We start from the raw sequence: 20,102 nt of genomic DNA on the forward strand, positions 1-20,102 counted from the left end.
TTTAGGTAAAAACTGGTAATGGTCACGGTGTTACTATTTTATATTTGTTTCAATTAGGTGCACAGTTCAAGTTTTCGTTATACGGTTGTATGTACTGCCAAAAAGCTTCACCCGCGCTTTGCATATAATTCATGGCATAATTACTTTTTGTTCTTGAGCCTACTTGGTATATATAATCAGTATATGAATTTTTAAAACGTACGACAGCAAAATAATAGCTATTGTAATTATCGCCATCAACCTCATAAAAAGTAACTTGAGAAATAGCATCGCTAGTATAACTATAATAAGAAGACCCGTAACCTTCAGATTTTACCATTGCCAATAATTCTGCACATGAAGATTGGGCGTTGATATAATTGGCAGCAAACATTAGAAAAACAAGTACAGTTGATTTTTTAAGCAGATTCATTGGTTTCGTAGGTTTAATTAGAAATACTAAAATAAATGGTCTGTTTGAAAGTTTATTACGGTTACCCGTAACAGGCACAGTTAATTACACTCCAATTACCTAATTCAAGTAAAACCCGAAAATTAATATTCAACATAATTCATTGACTAGACTGCGTAGCAGCGAAAACTATAATAAAGCGATTAACTTTAAAAGGAATATAAGTAGGTAAGATATTTACTGCTTAAATTCAAAAGAATAATGTTAAATTAGGCAAACACTAAACTAAATGCATTTGTAAATAATGGCAAAGATTGAAATTAAAGGTTCCCCAGAAGAATTAGAAAGAGTAGCCACTTTCTTAGCAAACAACAATGTGAAATTCAATGTTGTCAATGATTATGGAAATCATTCCCTAGAAGATTTAGAAAAGTACGCCGATCTTATACAAAGGTTCACGGATCCTGTGCCCGAAAAATAACTAAAGAAATGAAAGGCTTACAAAACATAAAATCTGAAATAGACCACCTTGTAAATTCAAGTAATAAGACAGAACTAGAAGTTGTGGATGCCCTGCACAACTATTATTTTAATAAGGCAGTAACTGCAGAGATTAAACTGTACAAGAAGAAAAAGAAAAAGGTAGCTCAAATAACGAAAGACCTTAAAATATCTCACCGACGTTTTTATAAAATACTGGAAGATAAAAAGGTGGAGTTTACCAAATACAATAAGTCTAAAGACGAAGAACAAGAGCAATAGTATTAATGATGCTTAAGTAATGGATTTCTATGTTACGATATTATTTATTGTTACCCTTTATTTTAAGCTACTTACATACTATGGTTTATAGTCAGGCTAATGATACAAACACCACTACTATTGAATGTGATGAAAATGGTTGTAAGGGCACGTATTATGGACCGGAATTTATAAACGGGTCTGATGTTGCCCATCAGTTCTCCAACACTATGTCGCATAAAGTTGGCGATAAATTAAAAGAATGCTATAACAGGGGCGTATATACCAAGGTTGATTTTGCTAGTATTAAAATGACCACATTGGGTATGGGCTCAGGTACGGTTACCTATAAACTGCTAATTCCTTTTATTTCAGTTACCGAACCATGCGATGCCTTTACTTCTTTTGACCATGTGGGCGGTTGGAACCATGCCCCGTCATTAGCGATTAGAAAGAAAGAATTAAGCAATGTTTTACTTCCTGACGATGAACTGCATATTAGTGATTTGAAAACCACACCAGAAGGCTTACAAGAATACTGGATTCAATGGAGGAATAAGGCAACACAAGAGAACTGCAAATAGATTTTAAAAGAAAGCTATAGCACTAACGTATGAATAGGGAAACTGGTGAAATTATTTTAATTAAAGGCACATGAATCAGACATCATTATCTAAATTAAGCACTGAAGAATTAGTTAAGAAACATACCGCAGCCAAGACTATGGTTTTGCTTTTATCTATTGTTTTAGGCGGAATATTACTTTTCTTTATCTATGTTTCCTTTCAAGATGGTATTACTCCGTTATTAGCCGTTCCTTTAGCATTATCAGCTATAATCCCTTTGAATATAAAGAACATGAAAGCCTTGAAAAAGGAATTAGATTCTAGAAAGTAGGTGTTAAGTTTTAGTCGGATATTAATTTAAAATCAAAAAGATGAGAAAAGTATTTTCCATTATTGGAATGGTAATAGCATTAATTGAGATTGTGTATAGCTTTTTCACAACGAGTGATACAGGTGAATTTTTCGGTTTTGAAATGAATATTTGGTTCTTTCGTTTACTATGGGTTGCTTTATTCGGAATAATGTTAAACGGATATTTGAAAGAAAAGAGAAAGGCTTAATTATGGTGTAATTTGAACAAATTGAACATTTCAACCCTTTTTGTAATGTAACAGAGACAATAAAATACAATTGTAAAGAATGGCTATTTCTCGACTCATACTTCACATGAAAAAACGAAAGTTTAAAATCAGCGATATCATTTTTGTAGTGTTCATAGTTCTGCTATTGATACCACAGACGAGAACACCCATTCAGGTTGCAGTAAACAAATTGAAAGTTGCAATTTGGTCGCCAACCGTAGAAGATGCAGAAGACCAAAATCAAGTAACTCCGTTTCAATATACTGTTGTAGATATGGAGGGTGAAGCTAAAAGCATATCGGTAGGAAAAGGAGAAGTTACATTTATTAGTTATTGGGCAACTTGGTGTCCGCCTTGTATTGCAGAACTACCAGGAATTCAAGATTTGTATACTTATTATGGTGACAAGGTTAATTTTATGTTGTTGACCCAAGAAGCACCAGAAAAGGTACAGCGCTTTATTACGAAAAAAGGTTATGACCTTCCAATCTATTTTCCGCAAATGCAAGCTCCAGAGGTGTTGCAAGAAAATAGTATACCCACAAATTATGTTATTGATGGTAAAGGAAATATTATCATTAAAGAAACCGGTGCAGCAGATTGGAACAGTAAAAAAGTAAGAACATTGTTAGATGATTTACTAATAAAAAAATAAGGTAATTAGCGGTAAATATTTCTAGAAATTGAAACAAAAAAAAGCCGAAAAATGAATTCCGGCCTTTCCCACATCTCCCAATCAAAGAAACATTAATCAATCATTTCGCTAAGTACTTTTCCGCTTTCATTAAAGACAACGTCCTTTTCATCATTCCATCCTTTTTCAAGCTCTACATCATAAGTAGTAGACCCGTTTACGGTAGTTTTTTCGACAGAATCTACTTTGTATCCGGCATAGTTACTGGCTATTACAGATGTAATGGCCTGTGGTAAATCTGCTTCGGTAATTTCATGTTCCGCTCTAGTGGCTTTTCCATCCGTAGCATACCATATTTCATGCTCCAGTCTATTATGGTCAAATTCAACCTTGTATGACTGTCCGTCTAACTCCCACTCCACATCACTTGCCTGAGGATAATGCTGTTCAAAACTCTGTCTTAAATTTGCAGGTACGGTATTTGGGTCAATGTCCTGTGCAAAAACGGTAAATGTTCCAAGTACGGTAAATGCTACCGCTATTAAATTCTTATTTTTCATTATCAGTTAATTTTTAAATTCACTTCAAAGAAACAGACCAAATCTAGAAGGAATTGGGAATGCCGTTATTTTTTTAGAGTCAGTAACATAGGCTTACGATTCCCATTTCTTTCTAGAATTCTACTATATTGTTGTTGCAAACTATAGTGTCATGAAAATTCTAATTATAGAAGACGAGCCAGAGATGTTAGAGAATATGCGGCAGACTTTAGAGCGCGAGCATTATACGGTAGAAACCGCTTCTGATTATAAGACAGCCAGTACTAAAATAGGTGTATATGATTACGATTGTGTTTTGTTGGATATTACGTTGCCTGATGGAAATGGACTGGAGCTTTTAAAGAAATTGAAGCAACTAAGTAAGGATGATGGAGTAATCATTGTATCGGCCAAAGATTCTTTAGATGACCGTATAAAAGGGCTTAATTTAGGTGCGGATGATTACCTGCCCAAACCTTTTCATATGGCAGAACTACATGCGCGTGTAAAAGCTATTGTTCGTCGTAGAAGTTTTGATGGTAACAAGCTCATTGAAATAGGCAACGTTAGCATAAACCCAGAAAGTAGAAGTGTTCATATAAACGAAAAAGAAGTGACACTTAATCGCAAAGAGTATGACGTACTCTTGTATATGATTTCTAATAAAACCCGTTTAGTTACCAAAACAGCTTTAGCTGAACATGTGTGGGGAGACCACATTGATCAAGCCGATAGTTTCGATTTTATCTATTCGCAAATTAAAAACCTGCGCAAAAAACTTACAGATGCTACTGCCACCATAGAAATAGAGGCAGTATATGGTGTAGGTTATAAATTACAAGTAGTGTAACAAACTTGACAGAACAATTTTTCGAATATTATGAAGCTTCTAAACCACTCTACAAAATACTTTGCATTACTGCTGATCGTACTCATATCTATATGGGCGGTTATTTTTTATTTTGCAATGATAGATGAGGTGTACGATAGTTTAGATGACGGATTGGAAAACCAAAAAGAGCTGATTATAAGGGCAGTAAAAGTAGACCCAGATTTATTACATGATAATGAGTTTGGTGTTAATAATTACACCATAAAAAGGACAGAAATTGATAGTCATACTAAGATAAAAGATAGTTATAGGGATACTTTAATGTACATGCAGAATGAAGATGAATATGAGCCTATACGTATACTTGAAAGTATCTTTGAGCAAGATGGTAATCACTATAAGATAAAGCTCATTACCTCTATGGTAGAAGAGGATGACCAAATAGAGAACCTGTTTAAATATTTGGTGGGTCTTTATCTGGTATTGATATTAAGTATTGTGGTTCTTAATAATTTGGTCATGAAAAAAGTATGGAAACCATTCTATACACTCATTGACCGACTAAAGGGTTTCCGTATCGAAAAAGATGACCCTATAAAACAAGAGCCTACTGATATTGTTGAATTTAAACTACTTAATGAAAGCGTAGAAAGATTAACAGAGAAATCTCGTGATAGTTACATTGCCCAAAAGGAATTTATAGAAAATGCCGCTCACGAATTACAGACACCACTTGCCATAGCAATTAATAAGTTAGAATTACTGCTGGAGAAGAATGAATTATCAGGCTTACAAACGCAAGAAATAGGTGCGGTTTTAGATAACCTTACTCGTTTAACTAGGCTGAATAAATCGTTATTATTGCTTTCTAAAATTGATAATAAACAATACTTAGAGGAGGAACGTTTAAATGTTAATACCCTAGTCGATTCTATTACAAATGATTTCGCTGATTTTGCCGAACATAGAGATATGCGTATAAACGTAAATTCAAGTGCAGCGGTATCGTGCATAATGAATAAAGACCTGGCAATTATCATGATTTCTAATTTTGTCAAAAACGCCATTTTACATGGTGAAACAGGTAAGACCGTAGACATTTGTATAGAAGAGCACTCGGTAACCATTAAAAATCATGGAACCAATAGCGCATTAAATTCCGACAATCTATTTAAGCGATTCAAAAAATCATCTGCAGATAGTCGCTCAACCGGATTAGGGCTTGCCATTAGTAAGGCTATTGCAGATAAGTACCATCTTCAACTGCAGTATTCATTTGATGGTCAACACATGTTCACCTTAATATTTCCATAAAAAAGTTAAGGTTTTTGTAAAAGTCTTTTAGAAAACACTTGTTCCTATTTCTTTACAGATTTGAAGGCTATTTTTATATAAATAGTTTTAAATAAAGGAATTATGAAAACTACAAATAGTACATTGAATATGGTAACCATAAAACTCTGGACAATCGCTGCCATTGTTTTAGGCATGGGTTTCCTCTTCATGAACTTTAGGGATTGGATGCCCTATGATGGTGCAGATAAGGTAGCTTATGAGATTTCTGGTCGTTGGGAGCTACCATCAGAACTACGAGAAGTATCTGGTATTTCCTGGATAGGCGAAAATAAAATAGCTGCAGTGCAAGACGAAGACGGAATCATATTTATCTATGTCCTTGATAAGAAAAAAGTAGTTAAAGAAATTGAATTTGGCGGCGCTGGCGATTATGAAGGTTTGGCTATTGAAGGTGAAGACGCCTATGTATTGGAGAGTGATGGTACAATAACCATTATTGAGAAGTATCAAGATTCCGACAAAAAAATAACATCGTACAAAACCAAATTCAGCGAAAAGAACAATATGGAAAGTCTTGAGCTAGACTTAGAAAATCATCAATTATTGATAATACCTAAAGATCGTGATATAGATTCGGATGATCGAAAAGGAGTATATGCTTTTTCTTTAGAGGATTATAAATTAGTAGATAATCCTGTCATGCAATTAAACATGGATGATGAGGTATTGAAGCACTTTAGAGAAAAAAAAGTGTATAAAAACTTTCGCCCTTCAGATATTGCCATTCATCCACAAACAAAGGAAATGTATATGTTAGAAGGGGCAAAACCTAAATTATTGATTTTAGATGAAAACGGAACAGCTAAAAAAGGGTATCGTTTAGATAAAAATATATTTCCACAACCAGAGGGAATCACTTTTGGGAAAGACGGGTCATTGTACATTTCTAGTGAAGGCAAAAAAGATGGTATAGGTACTATCACCAAGTTAAAATTACAGCTATAGGTCAATGACGAAAAACAATTCCTATACATCTTCGACAACGAAAAGCAAACTGCCATTATATATATCAATTGCTTTGGTATTAGGTATTGTGACTTCTTACTTTTTAATACCAGAAGTAAAGGAATTTTTAGATGAGGCATGGTCTGTATTAACTAGTGATGATGAAGAGCGCGTACAAAAATGGGTGTCTGGTTTTGGGTGGTTAGGTCCTATAGTATTGGTTTTAGCTATGATTGCCCAAATGTTTTTGTTGGTAGTGCCTAGTATTCTTTTAATGGTGGTTTCCGTTTTGGCGTACGGACCTATTTGGGGTAGCGTTATAATCATTGCATCAGTATACGGGGCTTCTACTGTTGGGTATTTTATAGGTAGTTACTTTGGTGACACCATTGTAAAGCGTATTATTGGAAAGAAATCTGAGAAAAAGGTAGCATCTTTTTTAGATGACTACGGATTTTGGGCGGTAATTGTAACAAGATTAAATCCTTTTTTATCTAACGATGCCATTAGTTTCGTTGGCGGATTACTACGAATGGGGTATTGGAAATTTATGGTTGCAACCTTGGTAGGTATAGCCCCCTTAACTGCGTTTATTGCAATTTTCGGCAAAAGTATAGATGAGTTAAAAATGGGTTTGCTGTGGGGTTCGGTAATTAGTTTACTTGCTTTTGGGGCTTATATTTGGTGGGCTAAAAAACATAAAAAATAAGGCTATAAGCGTCCAAGTTTTTGTTGCGTATAACTTGCCATAAAGTCTTTTTTGGCCAATGCTTTTTCTGCAAAATTGAAAAGGCTAAGGCAGCGGTCTAGATTTTGGTTTTCGTAAGTTACCTTGTAGTATTTATTGTTGTTCAGGTAGTCGGTCAATGCACGTAACCCATGAATAAATGGCATAAATACGGCTCCTAAGGGCAGACTTGAAATATCGGCAGAAGATAAAAATGGATTGTTAGAAGCTAGTCCGTCAACAAAGGCTTTGAAAAGATGTTCATCGAAATGAATTAAATCGTGATTTTGCTCATCTTCAGGAGCATTATTTACGACCGTTCTAATGGCATCACCAAAATCATAGAAAAAATAGCCTTTCATAATCGTATCAAGGTCAATAAGGCAAAGTGCTTTTTGGGTTGCCTTAGTGAACAAAATATTGTTCAGTTTGGTATCATTATGGCAAACTCTAAAAGGTAGGTTCTCATTATTTAATTGTTCCAATTCTTTAAGAAAATGATGCGCCTGTTCGATAGCGTTATGAGCAATTTCCTTTTTTTCTGGAGTAGTTTTTTTTAGTGCTTCTTTGAACTCTTGAGTTCTATATGCAAGATTATGAAACTTAGGTAAGGTGTCTTCAATTATCTCAACATCTACCGTTTTTAATAAATCATGAAACCTACCAATAATTCGTCCTGCTTCAAAAGCAATGTCTGTATCGGTAGTGGTGTCATACGTTGTACTATTAGGTATAAATGTCATTATACGCCAAAATTCATCATCTTTCTTAAGACAGTTTTGTCCGTCCGTGGTAGAAAGAAAAGTTATTTGAGCATAATCATTTGCAGACAAAGAGGGCAGGGTATAATTAATGTTATTCATCAACACCTCAGGGTTTTTAAATACCTTATGATTTATTTTCTGTAGAATATATTGTTGACCTGTATCACCTGAGACCAAATATGTATCGTTTATTAGACCTGAGTTTAAAGTAGTGAATTCAAATTTGCTTGTGTTGAGGTTAAATTCTAATAGAATATGTAAGATAGATTGGTGGGTCATAGGTATGATAATGTGATATAGATTTTAAAGATATTTAAATCTCCCAAACTCTACTTAGTTTAGTTAGGGGATAGTAGTAAGAAGTCTAAATTAAGTCCATTTAACAAGAATTCTCCTTATTTTATGCAGTTGGCCTAATTATAATACGATTTTGAAATTATTGAAGTTAATACCATAACCAAATAATTTCCCCCAAGAATGAACAAGATTAAAACATGCCTAAAAGTTGCTGTATTATTGTTTTTTACATCAACATATTTACAAGCCCAATGTGAAGTTTTTAAAAGTGAAATAAGTGATGTTCAGAGTTATATGCAGCAAGTAAGTCAGCTTTCAGACTCATTGAGTACTTCAGCTGAAATAGCTTCTTTTGATGCATCTATAACTAAGGCGCGAAAAAACACTAAAACAGTAATGTTATTAATGGGGCAGGCAGTAAACGCCGCGGATGAAGCGGTAATTTTAGCTTCTGAGGCGCAATACGATTCTGAAAGTTGCGGCTTGGCAGAAGTTATGAGTTATACCATAGATGCTGAAAGGCACGCCATAGATTCTCGTGATTTTTCTACGGAAGCTTTTGAGAATGTCAAAAATGCTGCAAAAGCGAACAATCTTGGCAACTTACAATACCATATGCGTATAGCACAGCGCTTAATACAAGATGCGCAAGAATCTGCAGATGCTTCTGTTTATGCTGCCGATAATGCACATTACAGCTGTAGTCATGACGTTGCGCATGTTAGTAATGAGAACTAGGTTACTCCTCTTTCTTATTTACCAAGCCTTTTGTAAATTCATTTAAAGTCTCCACTTTTTCTTCGAAATCACCTTTTATCGACTTTCGAAATTCGTTGAGGTTTTTAACCAGATCATCAATATTTTCAGGTATTACATCCTCAAAGAATTGACGAAGTCTTTTGGCTGTGGTAGGCGATTTTCCATTAGTTGAAATAGCCACCTTTACATTTCCTTTGGTAACTATCCCACCCATGTAGAAATCACAATAAGGTGGGTTATCAGCAACATTGACTAGAATCTGTCTTTCCCTACAATCATGATATACCTGCTCGTTTACGGGTACATTATCTGTAGTGGCAATTGCAATATGTTTCCCTTTTAAATAAGAAACATCATAATCTGCCACATTCATTTTTATATTGAATTTGTTGGCTAGCTCAACGGTTTCTTCCCTAAACATAGGTGCTACCATTTCTACTTGTGCATTAGGACTAGATTTTAATAGAAATGTCAATTTCTCCAGCGCAACATTTCCTCCGCCAACAATTAAAATATGAAGATTAGATACTTTTAAAAATACGGGGTAAAGCTCATTCCGTTCCATGTGAAATTTTGTTTTCTTCGGTTTTATAATTAATGGTGACACGCGTACCCTTACCAAGTTCAGAGTTTATGAATAAACGACCGTTAATATAGTCGATACGTTCTTTCATAAAAAACAGACCCATACCGCCTTCACTATTATTTTTTGGTAATTGACCAAGAATGGTATCGTCAAAACCTTTGCCATCATCATCTATGACTACACTTAAAATAGGATAGGAGTAATTTAAGGTAACCAAAATATAATTGGCTTCTGCATATTTTATGGCATTGTTAACCGCTTCTTGGGTAACACGATAAATATTGGTTTCAGCTAGCGAGTCGAACCTAATATTAGTATCGGTCTTATTTTTAAACAGAACCGTCTTACCGGTTAATTTAGAAAGCTCTGTGGTCATTTTATGAATAGCAGGAAATATGCCGTGGTCACTTAATTCTGGGGGAGTAAGGTTAAAAGTGGCCGTTCTTACCCCTTTTATTAGGTCTGACGTTAAGCTTTTTAAATAGGTAATTTTCTCACCGGTTTTAGCTTTATCCTCAATATCTATAGATTCGATATTGAATTTGAGAGCAGTTAGCATTTGCCCTATTCCGTCATGAATATCTTTGGCAATACGCTTGCGTTCTTCTTCTTGCCCTTCTACTATTTGGCTCGCTTGCGCCTTTTTTTGCTGCATGCGTTCCTCAAAATTCTGCTTGGTCAGTTCTTGTACTTTAAGCTGATTTTCTTTTCGTTCGGTGATATCTGAACATAGAATTAAAATATCTTGTTCTAAGGTAGATTGATGCATGGGTACAATTGACATGTCTAGCCAAATTGTAGTTCCTTTAGAAGTGACCACTTGCAATTCTTCTTTACGAATAATATTCTTTCTGTTTATTTTCAATACCTCTTTTAGGTATGATTGCTGACCTTCCTCTGTGGTTAGTATTTCTGAAAAAGGTTTATTAACCGGTATAGTTTCATGGTCTAATAGATTTAAAAATTTTTTACTGATAAAAACTATGGAACCATCTTTACGAATACTCGCAAATAGGGCAGCGTTGTCTATAACGAAATTCAGTTCTTGTAACTCTTTTAAGGATTGTTCCTTTTCCTCATACAGGTTTTGAATCTTTTCTAGTTGACCTTTAGATTCCTCATCCTTACCCATAAGATGACCAATAGTATTTTTAATTTGGATGGATAGCGGTCTAAAGATCACGAAGATTTCTAACAAGAGAATTAATAACGAAAAAGCCAATAACCAGTATTCCTTTTGTTTTAGTTTCTGAAGCTGTTCATTACTACGTGCGTCATATTCATTTACAATTTGATCCATGAGTTTTAAAAACTGACGCTCATTGTTCAGCAAGGCATCTAGATCATTTTGTTGTACAGATGCATTAATATCTTGTTGATGTTTTACAAGTACGTGCTCTAAAGCACCAACCATTGCCGAATGGTGTGGATCAAGCTTTTTAAATAATGCCTTGACCTTAGGGTCATCTTCGTAAGGCAGGTTAAAGGAGGCATCGCCCATATGAAGCCCTACGTGAGATACTTTCCAAATTTCAAGAGTCTTCTCTATTTCAGAGAGCACCATCTTTTTATCTTCTGGATCACTTAAATCTTTTAAAAGTAAGGTCTCTTTGGTCAATTTTTGACTAAAAGCACGTTGTCTACCAGCTATATTTATAAGTTGAGAATCTCCAGATTGCGCTTTTAGGTGTAATTGGATAAGTACTTGGGCAATAATGACGGTAATAGCAATAGCCGCCAATGCCAATAGATACCACTTACGTATACGTATAAAGGTAGCCGTGTCCAATGGTATATTGTGGTCGTTATTGGCCATAAATAATAAGAAGTAAATTATTTTAGGCGTGTAGCGCCTTGGTAATTAAATCTAAAGAATATTTAGATAATGGTAATTTTAATGCGGCACTTTGCCCCTTTTCAGACATCTTTCTCCATGTTTTTTGAAGAATGTCTATAGTCTTGTCCTCTGCATGTTTATGTGCAAAAGGCTCAAAATAAAACTCTAGAAAAACCAAGCAGATAACATCTTCTAAGCTTTGTGTTTCTTCGTTTTTTTTCAGCTGTTTTTTCTCTAATAGAAAACGCACTTTATCAATTGTATCTTGATCATAACCAATTTCCTCTAAAATAGCCGCAGCTTTATTGGCGTGGAATTTTTTTAGATCTTGTCTCCATCTAAGGTACCCTTCGCGATTCATTTCATATGACGCCCTTGGTATTTCCCATCTACAAATATGCTGGCATCTGGCGGTTAAACGTAATGCTTCAGATGCATTTGGGTCAAACTCATTTAGGCGTTCAGTCATTCTTATACCATACAATACTTCTTTTGGATACGTGGTTCCTTCAAAGATTTCGGTATTTGGATCTTGCTTATTGGCTGCGTCAAATTGTTGAAATGCTACTAATAATTTATCCGTTGTCGCCATAAGTCATTTATTTACTCAAAGCTATTCAGAAAAGCCAACATACACAAAATCATCTTCTATTTTAATAGGATATACCGCTATTGGGTCCAAATCACTATTTAAATTTTCGCCATTTTCTAATGAAAATGTCTTTTTGTGTAACGGACAGGCTACCATTGGTATACCCTTATGGTCACCAATCATACCTCTGCTTAAAACCATTTCTTGTTTTTCGGGAGAAAGGTTTTGGCAAGCGTACCATGTATTTAGTCGTTCAAAATTAAATACAGCAATTTGTAGATCTTTATATTTTACACAAGCGCCTCCATCTTTTGGAAACGCAGTAACTGGTGCTGCTTTAAACCAAACTGTTACTTCCTCTGGTTTTACGGTCTTATATTTATCTGAAATTATAGTCATTGTTTAAATTTTAGAAACTGGTTGCTTAAAGCGTAGTTAGACCCATTTTTCTGGCATTTTTTGTTCTCTTAATGGAACAAAAACTAAGTTGTCATCTTCTTCTTCACTATTTACAAAGTGATTAAAACGCTTCATCATTTCTGGGTCGTTAATAGCTTGTGTCCATTCACACTCAAACTTATTAACTAATGTTTGCATTTCATTTTCTAAATCTTCTGCAATCCCTAGTTTATCATCTATAATTACTTCTTTTAAATAATTAAGTCCACCTTCTAAACGTTCTTGCCATGCTGCTGTTCTTTGTAAAGGCTTTGCAGTACGCATGTATAACATTAGGTAACGATCTATATATTTAATTACGGTTGCATTATCTATTTGTTCTGCAAATAATTCAGCATGTCTGGGTGTAGCGCCACCATTACCGCCAAGGTATAAGTTCCAACCACCTTCTACAGCAATTAAACCAAAATCTTTTCCACGAGCTTCGGCACATTCACGAATACAGCCAGAAACACCACCTTTAATTTTGTGTGGAGCACGTATTCCTCTATATCTATTTTCTAATTCGATACCAAAACTTACACTTTCATCCATGCCGTATCGACACCATGTAGAACCTACACAAGTTTTTACTGTACGTAGAGATTTACCGTAAGCATGTCCACTTTCAAAACCATGATCAATTAAATCTTTCCAGATTAATGGCAATTGGTTTAAGGTAGCACCAAATAAATCGATACGAACACCACCAGTTACTTTGGTATATAAATCATATTTTTTAGCAATTTCTCCAAGAGCAATTAGCTTATCTGGTGTAATTTCTCCGCCAGGAACACGAGGAACAACAGAATACGTTCCATTACGCTGAATGTTTGCTAAGAATCTATCATTAGAATCTTGTATGGCATACTCTTTATTAGCAGTATCTGCATTAATACTAGCCATCAAAGAAGCAACGACCGGTTTACACAATTCGCAACCATGACCACCGTTTCCGTGATTATCAAGAACTTCATTAAATGTTTTATAGCCTTTTACTTGAATGATTTTATATAAATCTTGTCTGTTTAAATCAAAATGTTCGCAAATTGAATCTTTAACTTCTATGCCTAAAGATTTTAGAGTAGCCTCGGTAAGGTCTTTTACCATGGGCTTACATCCACCACAACCAGTACCAGCTTTAGTACAACTAACCACATCGGCAAGGTCTTTAGATTCACCACTCTCAATAGTACCGCAAATTTGTCCTTTTGTAACATTTTCACAAGAACATATTTGTGCTTCATCTGGTAAATCCATAACATCACCAAAAGAACCACCACCTTCACTTGCAGGTAAAATTAATTGAGAAGCATCTTCAGGAATTGCCATCCCGTTCAGGTAGATTTGGTGTAACATACTATAATCAGATGCATCACCAACTAAAATACCGCCTAGCAGTTCTTTGCCATCAAGACTAACATTAATTCTCTTATATAAATGTTGTGTTTTGTTTTCAAAAATTATGGAGTGTCCCTTTGCTGCAGGCATAAAAGGTTCACCAAAACTTGCTACATCAACACCAATCAATTTTAATTTGGTAGACATGTCTATTTCAGCAGGCATTAGAGTTTCTGTATGACCTATAATTTGGTCTACAGCCACACCGGCCATATCGTAGCCAGGTGCAACTAATCCATAAATCATTTGATTATAAAGAGCAATCTCGCCTATAGCATATATATTGCTATCAGATGTTTGCATTTTATTATCTACAACAATACCGCCACGAACACCAACTTCTAATCCGCAACTTCTACCTAGCTCGTCTCTTGGGCGTATACCTGCAGATACTACTAACATTTCAACATCTAAAACATCATCCTCTCCAAACTCCATTCCGGTTATATAACCATCGTCTCCTAAAATTTGATTTGTAGCTTTACTAAGGTGTATGTTTAAACCAATAGATTCTAATTTCAATTGTAGTACTTGGCTACTTCTAGAATCTAATTGTCTTGGCATTAATTTGGGTGCGAACTCAACAATGTGTGGTTCTAAGCCCATATCCATTACCGCTTTACCAGCTTCTAGACCCAAAAGTCCGCCACCTAAAACAGCAGCTTTGGCATTTGGGTTCTTTGCTTTTAGCTTAGCGGCATAAGCCAACATACCTTCTAAATCTTCTATGGTTCTATATACAAAAACACCTTCTTTCTCAACACCTTTAATTGGCGGCACGAAAGCAGATGACCCTGTGGCTAAAACCAAATAGTCATATGAGAACTCTCTATTTTTTGCGGTAGTGATGGTTTTATTGGTTCTATGGATGTCAGCAACACGCTCATCTACAATTAATTCTATACCATTTTCTGCGTACCATTCTGCAGGAGCCATTTCTAGGGCTTTAGCATCTTGGTTTTCGAAAAATTCACTTAGGTGAACTCTATCATATGCAGGTCTGGGCTCTTCTCCAAACACAATCAATTTAAACTGCTTGCTTTCTTCTTTAGCGACAAACTTCTCACAAAATTTGTACCCTACCATTCCATTACCGACAACTAGTATAGTTTTCATACGCTTACTTATTTAGCTACAAAGCAATATTACGTATAAATACGTACATATTCTATGATTATACCAAAAGAAATACGTATTCTTGTTGCTGAATCGATAATTAATAATGCTAAATACTATGAAGATGGAATTAGAAAAAACGGCAAAAGTTAGTTTGGTAGGAGCGGGTCCGGGGGCTAAAGACCTAATAACAGTAAGGGGTTTGAGAGTTTTGAACGATGCAGATGTTATATTATACGATGCATTAATTAGTGATGAACTGTTATCTGAACTACGTACCGATATACCTAAGATATATACGGGTAAAAGATGCGGAAAACACTCTCATACTCAAGATGAGATTAATGAATTGATAGTCAAATATGCGTTTGAATACGGACATGTGGTGAGATTAAAAGGCGGTGATCCATTTGTTTTTGGTAGGGCAAATGAAGAGATAGAGTATGTAGAAGCCTTTGGTATTCCTGTAAGTATAATATCAGGTATTTCAAGTTCAATTGCCGTACCATCTAGTCAAGGAATACCTATGACCAAAAGAGGGGTAAGCAGTAGTTTTTGGGTAATGACTGCCACTAAAAAAGATGGTACATTCTCACAAGATTTGCAATATGCCGCTAAATCATCTACCACAATGGTCATATTAATGGGAATAAGAAAACTTAGTGAAATTGTAGATGAGGTTAGTAAATATAGGGGTAGAATGACTCCTATTGCTGTAATACAAAATGGAACTACCGAGAATGAAAGATGTGTAGTGGCCACTTTAGAGTCCATCCATCAACAGCAATCATCTATAAAGACAAATATGCACGGAATTATTGTTATCGGTGATGTAGTGGCGGATCATCCTTCCTTTTTTGAAGAAGAAGTACAACGTGTGTTGCATAATGCTATTTAGCATTTTTTTTTAACATTAAATACTTATGCTTACTTAGTTTTCTTTGGAAACAACCTCTGTTTCAAATTGAAAATTCCTAATAATTGATTTTCGTCTTCCTGAAATTCCTAATGTAATAATTAGTAGCCCCAAATTATATGTATTATGTAATTATACGTAGTAAATGAGCAAAATATCTAAAACTACGTATAATTACGTATTTATTATAGTAGGTTTGTACTGAGTTATAAATGAAATCTATATTATTATGGAAAATCAATCCAAAAAATCGACCACTTTAAAGTTAACTGATTTAAAAAGTATGCCAATACGTACTTTTTGGATTACATCAATAGCGTTTTTTATATGCTTCTTTGCATGGTTTGGAATTGTACCGTTTATGCCAGATGTGGTAAAAGATTTAGGCTTGACTCCCGATCAAAAGTGGAATTCGATTATACTGGCAGTAACCGGTACTGTTTTCGCTAGATTGTTAATTGGAAAATTATGTGATAAGTATGGTCCTAGATTATGCTACACCTATTTATTGATTTTAGGAGCTATACCTGTAATACTTATTGGCTTTGCTCAAACACCAACGCAATTCTTAATATGTAGATTGTTTATAGGCTTTATAGGTGCATCATTTGTAATTACTCAGTTTCATACTTCTATTATGTTTGCCCCCAATATTGTTGGTACGGCAAATGCTACATCGGCAGGTTGGGGAAATTTAGGTGGTGGTGCCAACCGTTTAGGTATGCCATTAATTGCTGCTGTAGTGGTCAGTTTTGGAGTTGCAGATGAAATTGCTTGGAGATATTCTATGATTATCGCCGGTGTTATTGCAATGATAATGGGTGTTGTATATTACTTTTTTACACAAGACACCCCTGAAGGAAACTTTAAACAATTGAAAGAAGCTGGCAAAATGCCGAAGCTTAAAAAAGATGAAGAATCATTTGTAAATGTATTGAAAGATTATAGAGTTTGGATACTTTTCATAGTTTATGCAGCCTCTTTTGGTATGGAGCTTACGGTATATGGTACTATGGATGATTACTTGCAAAACACATTCGGACTTACGAGGTCTACGGCTGGTAACTTGGTACTTTCTTTTGCATTAATGAACATATTTGCAAGAACCTTAGGCGGGTTTTTCGGTGACCGTTTTGGTAGATTAAAGGGTTTACGTGGTAGAGTACTTTTCTTAACCGTAATTCTGGCACTTGAAGGTGCGATGCTTTCGGTCTTTTCACTGACCACAAGTTTTGCAATGGGTATTATATTCTTAATTGCTTTTAGTATAACGGTGCAAATGGCAGAAGGGGCAACTTTTTCAGTAGTTCCATTTATAAACAAAAAAGCAATAGGTTCTATCTCAGGTATTGTTGGTGCAGGTGGTAATGTAGGTGCGTTTTTAGCGGCACTATTGTTAAAATCAAAGTCCTCTTTGGCAGAGACCAATGCATTGGCTTCGAACGCAAATTTAGGTGAAGAGGCTATGAAAGCTGCGCAAGCTGTGGCAGCTTCAGGTGCGGTGTCAAGTGGTTATTTTATAATTGGTGGGTTTGTAGTTGTTACGGCACTAACAACACTTGCAATAAAATTCTCTGCGGAAGATGAAAAACAGGTCAACGAAGAATTGAAAAAATCTACAGAACCAGTTATCCAATTGTCAACGAGTTCTATATAAAATATCATATTTATGATTCCTAGTACAAATCACATATCAAATTATTCTTCCGATCAACCGGAATTGATTGATAGTGCCTGCAGTGTTTGTACAAATGAGAATTGTCTTATTAAAAAAAACATCCGTTCTTCCAGTATTGAAAAACTTGTTCAAACAAGGAAAGAAATTAAATGTAAAAAAGGGCAGCAATTTATTATGGAAGGTGCCTCTGTTACCGGACTATTTTTTCTGCTAAGTGGCAAGGTCAAAGTATTGAGAACCGGTCTTCATGGCAAAGAACAAATTGTACGCTTTGCAACTCCGGGAGAAATTATTGGGCATAGAGGTTTTGGTACAGAAGAGACGTACCCTATAAGTGCCATTGCTTTGGTAGATTGTACCTTATGTTATTTCTCAAAAGAATTACTTCAAGAAACATTAAGGGAAACACCTAGTCTAACATATGATTTTATGTTGTTTTACGCGAATGAACTTAATCGTAGTGAAATCCGAGTAAAATCGTTATCTCAAATGACGGTTAGAGAACGTGTCATAGACACCTTATTATATATCGATCGTAAGTTTGGACAAACTAACGGATTTTCTTCCCTTTTATTAAGTAGACGTGAGTATGCAGATTATGCAGGTACCACAGAAGAACAGGTAATAAGAATGTTCTCTATTCTTAAAAAAGAAGGCTTGTTACTTACTAAAGGAAAAAGAGTTGGTATTTCTAATATTGAGTTGCTTAAAAAAGAAATATCAGAGCACAATTTCTACCTAGACAGCTAATAGTACGTATTTCTATCATTACTTCATTTACGTAGTTGACACGATTCATTTTAATGTATATAAACTATTGCAAAACAATGGTTTGCTCGTAAAACCTGTTTTTTAGCAGTTTCTAATATGGTTAATTAGTGGGTTTTAATATGTGTTAAAAAGAGGTTTAAACATCGCTTATATCACTTATGGAAAATGCTGATACGTATATATTTGTAGAAATAAGTATTAATACGTAGAACACTAAATAATAAGATTATGAAAAACATTTTTACCTCATCTGTTTTAACCCTTTCCCTCGCCTTGGTATTTACCGCCTGTGGAGATACAAAAAGCAAGAAAGCCGAAACGGTTTCAGAAGAAGCTGTAGCCTCAAAAACTAAAATGTTAGACATTGAAAAGCCACAGTTAACCTTTGGGTTTATAAAGCTTACCGATATGGCGCCTTTGGCCATTGCAAAAGAAAAAGGCTTTTTTGAGGAAGAAGGACTTTTTGTTTCGGTAGAAGCACAATCTAACTGGAAAAATGTTTTAGACCGTGTAATAGATGGTCAATTAGACGGATCACATATGTTGGCAGGTCAGCCAATCGCAGCAGGAGCAGGTTTTGGTAGACAAGCAGAATTGGTTACTCCGTTTTCAATGGATTTAAATGGTAACGGAATTACGGTTTCTAATGATGTTTGGTCTAAAATGAAGCCAAATGTACCTGCAGATTCAGATGGTAAGCCTATTCACCCAATTAAAGCAGATGCTTTAAAGCCGGTAATTACTTCGTATAAAAATGAAGGCAAACCATTTAAAATGGGAATGGTTTTTCCGGTTTCTACCCACAACTATGAATTGCGTTATTGGTTAGCTGCAGCGGGTATTCACCCAGGTATGTATACAGCAGATAATGTGCAAGGGCAGATAGATGCTGAGGTTTTACTTTCTGTAACGCCACCGCCACAAATGCCAGCAACATTAGAGTCAGGTACTATTTATGGGTACTGTGTAGGTGAGCCTTGGAACCAACAAGCGGTTTTTAAAGGAATAGGTGTTCCGGTAACAACCAACTATGATATTTGGAAGAACAACCCGGAGAAGGTATTTGTAATGACAAAGCAGTTTGTAGAGCAAAATCCTAACACTGCTATAGCAGTAACAAAAGCATTGATTAGAGCTGGTAAATGGCTAGATGAACCTTCTAATAGAGCAGAGGCTGTAGAAATACTTTCCATGTCTCAATATGTGGGTGCACCAAAAGAAGTATTGGCAAACTCTATGACTGGAACATTTGAATTCGAAAAAGGAGACAAGCGTGAAATGCCAGATTTCAATGTATTCTATAAGTACAATGCAACATATCCTTTCTATTCTGACGGAATATGGTTCTTAACACAAATGCGTAGATGGGGTCAAATTCCTGAATCAAAATCTTCTGATTGGTACGCAAGTACGATTAAAGATATCTACAGACCAGATATATGGAAAAAAGCCGCAGATCTTTTGGTTGCAGAAGGTCAAATACCAGCAGCAGATGTGCCAGATACTGATGGTTACAAAGCAGTGACTTCAGACTTTATAGATGGTACTAGCTATGATGCCAAAGATCCAATTGGGTATATCAACAGTTTCTCGATCGGAAACAAAGACAAGAAATAATTAAAGTAATTCATTGAC

The 20,102-nt window shown here is 35.3% G+C and carries 23 protein-coding genes; 15 read left to right on the forward strand and 8 right to left on the reverse strand.

Annotation, left to right across the window (positions count from 1 at the left end; translation table 11 throughout):
* Nucleotides 1-49: 49 nt before the first annotated feature.
* Nucleotides 50-412 (reverse strand): hypothetical protein, encoded by a 363-nt coding sequence (locus P178_RS0107110; protein WP_027065563.1) that lies wholly within the window; start codon nt 410-412, stop codon nt 50-52.
* 283 nt (nt 413-695) lie between these two features.
* Between P178_RS0107110 and P178_RS23190 the strand changes: the two genes are divergently transcribed.
* The 6 genes from P178_RS23190 (at nt 696) to P178_RS0107140 (ending at nt 2,934) form a co-directional block, all read left to right on the forward strand.
* Nucleotides 696-872: a hypothetical protein gene (locus P178_RS23190; protein WP_155941592.1), complete on the forward strand. Its 177-nt coding sequence runs from the start codon at nt 696-698 to the stop codon at nt 870-872.
* An 8-nt stretch (nt 873-880) separates the two neighbouring features.
* Complete coding sequence (locus P178_RS0107120; protein ID WP_027065564.1) at nt 881-1,153, forward strand: hypothetical protein; 273 nt, start codon at nt 881-883, stop codon at nt 1,151-1,153.
* A 29-nt stretch (nt 1,154-1,182) separates the two neighbouring features.
* Nucleotides 1,183-1,716, forward strand: a complete 534-nt coding sequence (locus tag P178_RS0107125; RefSeq protein WP_155941593.1) for a hypothetical protein — start codon at nt 1,183-1,185, stop codon at nt 1,714-1,716.
* Nucleotides 1,717-1,786: 70 nt separating this feature from the next.
* Nucleotides 1,787-2,029 (forward strand): hypothetical protein, encoded by a 243-nt coding sequence (locus tag P178_RS0107130; RefSeq protein WP_027065566.1) that lies wholly within the window; start codon nt 1,787-1,789, stop codon nt 2,027-2,029.
* Nucleotides 2,030-2,069: 40 nt separating this feature from the next.
* A complete protein-coding gene (locus P178_RS0107135; protein ID WP_027065567.1) occupies nt 2,070-2,258 on the forward strand; it encodes a hypothetical protein in 189 nt (62 codons plus the stop codon).
* A gap of 106 nt (nt 2,259-2,364) precedes the next feature.
* Nucleotides 2,365-2,934, forward strand: coding sequence for a TlpA family protein disulfide reductase (locus P178_RS0107140; RefSeq protein ID WP_027065568.1), 570 nt, complete (start codon nt 2,365-2,367; stop codon nt 2,932-2,934).
* Between the two features lie 92 nt (nt 2,935-3,026).
* On the opposite strand, the gene P178_RS0107145 is transcribed toward P178_RS0107140, so the two are convergent.
* Complete coding sequence (locus tag P178_RS0107145; protein ID WP_051638199.1) at nt 3,027-3,473, reverse strand: PepSY-like domain-containing protein; 447 nt, start codon at nt 3,471-3,473, stop codon at nt 3,027-3,029.
* Between the two features lie 151 nt (nt 3,474-3,624).
* On the opposite strand from P178_RS0107145, the gene P178_RS0107150 reads away from it, so the two are divergent.
* From P178_RS0107150 to P178_RS0107165, 4 genes are all read left to right on the forward strand, one after another.
* Entirely contained in the window at nt 3,625-4,302 is a 678-nt protein-coding gene (locus P178_RS0107150; RefSeq protein ID WP_027065570.1) for a response regulator transcription factor, read from the forward strand.
* Between the two features lie 30 nt (nt 4,303-4,332).
* Nucleotides 4,333-5,598, forward strand: coding sequence for a sensor histidine kinase (locus P178_RS0107155; RefSeq protein WP_027065571.1), 1,266 nt, complete (start codon nt 4,333-4,335; stop codon nt 5,596-5,598).
* 102 nt (nt 5,599-5,700) lie between these two features.
* Nucleotides 5,701-6,585: an SdiA-regulated domain-containing protein gene (locus tag P178_RS21630; protein WP_051638200.1), complete on the forward strand. Its 885-nt coding sequence runs from the start codon at nt 5,701-5,703 to the stop codon at nt 6,583-6,585.
* A 4-nt stretch (nt 6,586-6,589) separates the two neighbouring features.
* Nucleotides 6,590-7,294 carry a TVP38/TMEM64 family protein gene (locus P178_RS0107165; RefSeq protein WP_027065572.1) on the forward strand — a complete coding sequence of 235 codons (705 nt, stop codon included), beginning with the start codon at nt 6,590-6,592 and terminating at the stop codon, nt 7,292-7,294.
* 2 nt (nt 7,295-7,296) lie between these two features.
* Here the strand turns inward: P178_RS0107165 and P178_RS0107170 are convergent, their stop codons facing one another.
* Nucleotides 7,297-8,355 (reverse strand): phosphotransferase enzyme family protein, encoded by a 1,059-nt coding sequence (locus P178_RS0107170; protein WP_036145843.1) that lies wholly within the window; start codon nt 8,353-8,355, stop codon nt 7,297-7,299.
* A 198-nt stretch (nt 8,356-8,553) separates the two neighbouring features.
* Here P178_RS0107170 and P178_RS0107175 point away from each other — a divergent pair, with 198 nt between their 5' ends.
* Nucleotides 8,554-9,111, forward strand: a complete 558-nt coding sequence (locus P178_RS0107175) for a hypothetical protein (protein ID WP_027065574.1) — start codon at nt 8,554-8,556, stop codon at nt 9,109-9,111.
* Nucleotide 9,112: 1 nt separating this feature from the next.
* Here the strand turns inward: P178_RS0107175 and P178_RS0107180 are convergent, their stop codons facing one another.
* The 5 genes from P178_RS0107180 to nirB are packed head-to-tail and all read right to left on the reverse strand — an operon-like array spanning nt 9,113 to nt 15,102.
* The gene (locus P178_RS0107180) at nt 9,113-9,697 is read right to left on the reverse strand and encodes a bifunctional precorrin-2 dehydrogenase/sirohydrochlorin ferrochelatase (protein WP_027065575.1); all 585 of its coding nucleotides are present in this window, start codon (nt 9,695-9,697) and stop codon (nt 9,113-9,115) included.
* Nucleotides 9,684-11,534: an ATP-binding protein gene (locus P178_RS0107185; protein WP_027065576.1), complete on the reverse strand. Its 1,851-nt coding sequence runs from the start codon at nt 11,532-11,534 to the stop codon at nt 9,684-9,686. The genes P178_RS0107180 and P178_RS0107185 overlap by 14 nt, the downstream gene beginning before the upstream one ends.
* 22 nt (nt 11,535-11,556) lie before the next feature.
* On the reverse strand, nt 11,557-12,147 hold the full coding sequence (locus P178_RS0107190; RefSeq protein WP_027065577.1) for a DUF4202 domain-containing protein: 591 nt from the start codon (nt 12,145-12,147) through the stop codon (nt 11,557-11,559).
* 21 nt (nt 12,148-12,168) lie between these two features.
* Complete coding sequence (gene nirD, locus P178_RS0107195; protein WP_027065578.1) at nt 12,169-12,546, reverse strand: nitrite reductase small subunit NirD; 378 nt, start codon at nt 12,544-12,546, stop codon at nt 12,169-12,171.
* Between the two features lie 36 nt (nt 12,547-12,582).
* On the reverse strand, nt 12,583-15,102 hold the full coding sequence (nirB, locus tag P178_RS0107200; protein ID WP_027065579.1) for a nitrite reductase large subunit NirB: 2,520 nt from the start codon (nt 15,100-15,102) through the stop codon (nt 12,583-12,585).
* 124 nt (nt 15,103-15,226) lie between these two features.
* Between nirB and cobA the strand changes: the two genes are divergently transcribed.
* The 4 genes from cobA to P178_RS0107220 all read left to right on the forward strand — a co-directional run bounded on the left by cobA (nt 15,227) and on the right by P178_RS0107220 (nt 20,084).
* Nucleotides 15,227-16,000 carry a uroporphyrinogen-III C-methyltransferase gene (gene cobA, locus P178_RS0107205; protein ID WP_316930000.1) on the forward strand — a complete coding sequence of 258 codons (774 nt, stop codon included), beginning with the start codon at nt 15,227-15,229 and terminating at the stop codon, nt 15,998-16,000.
* A 247-nt stretch (nt 16,001-16,247) separates the two neighbouring features.
* Nucleotides 16,248-17,675 (forward strand): NarK family nitrate/nitrite MFS transporter, encoded by a 1,428-nt coding sequence (locus P178_RS21635; RefSeq protein ID WP_036145845.1) that lies wholly within the window; start codon nt 16,248-16,250, stop codon nt 17,673-17,675.
* 12 nt (nt 17,676-17,687) lie between these two features.
* Nucleotides 17,688-18,446: a Crp/Fnr family transcriptional regulator gene (locus P178_RS0107215; RefSeq protein WP_051638201.1), complete on the forward strand. Its 759-nt coding sequence runs from the start codon at nt 17,688-17,690 to the stop codon at nt 18,444-18,446.
* 249 nt (nt 18,447-18,695) lie between these two features.
* Entirely contained in the window at nt 18,696-20,084 is a 1,389-nt protein-coding gene (locus P178_RS0107220) for a CmpA/NrtA family ABC transporter substrate-binding protein (RefSeq protein ID WP_027065582.1), read from the forward strand.
* Nucleotides 20,085-20,102 lie beyond the last annotated feature (18 nt).

This window comes from Maribacter sp. Hel_I_7 (assembly GCF_000688315.1).
GTDB classification, from domain to species: Bacteria; Bacteroidota; Bacteroidia; order Flavobacteriales; family Flavobacteriaceae; genus Maribacter; species Maribacter stanieri.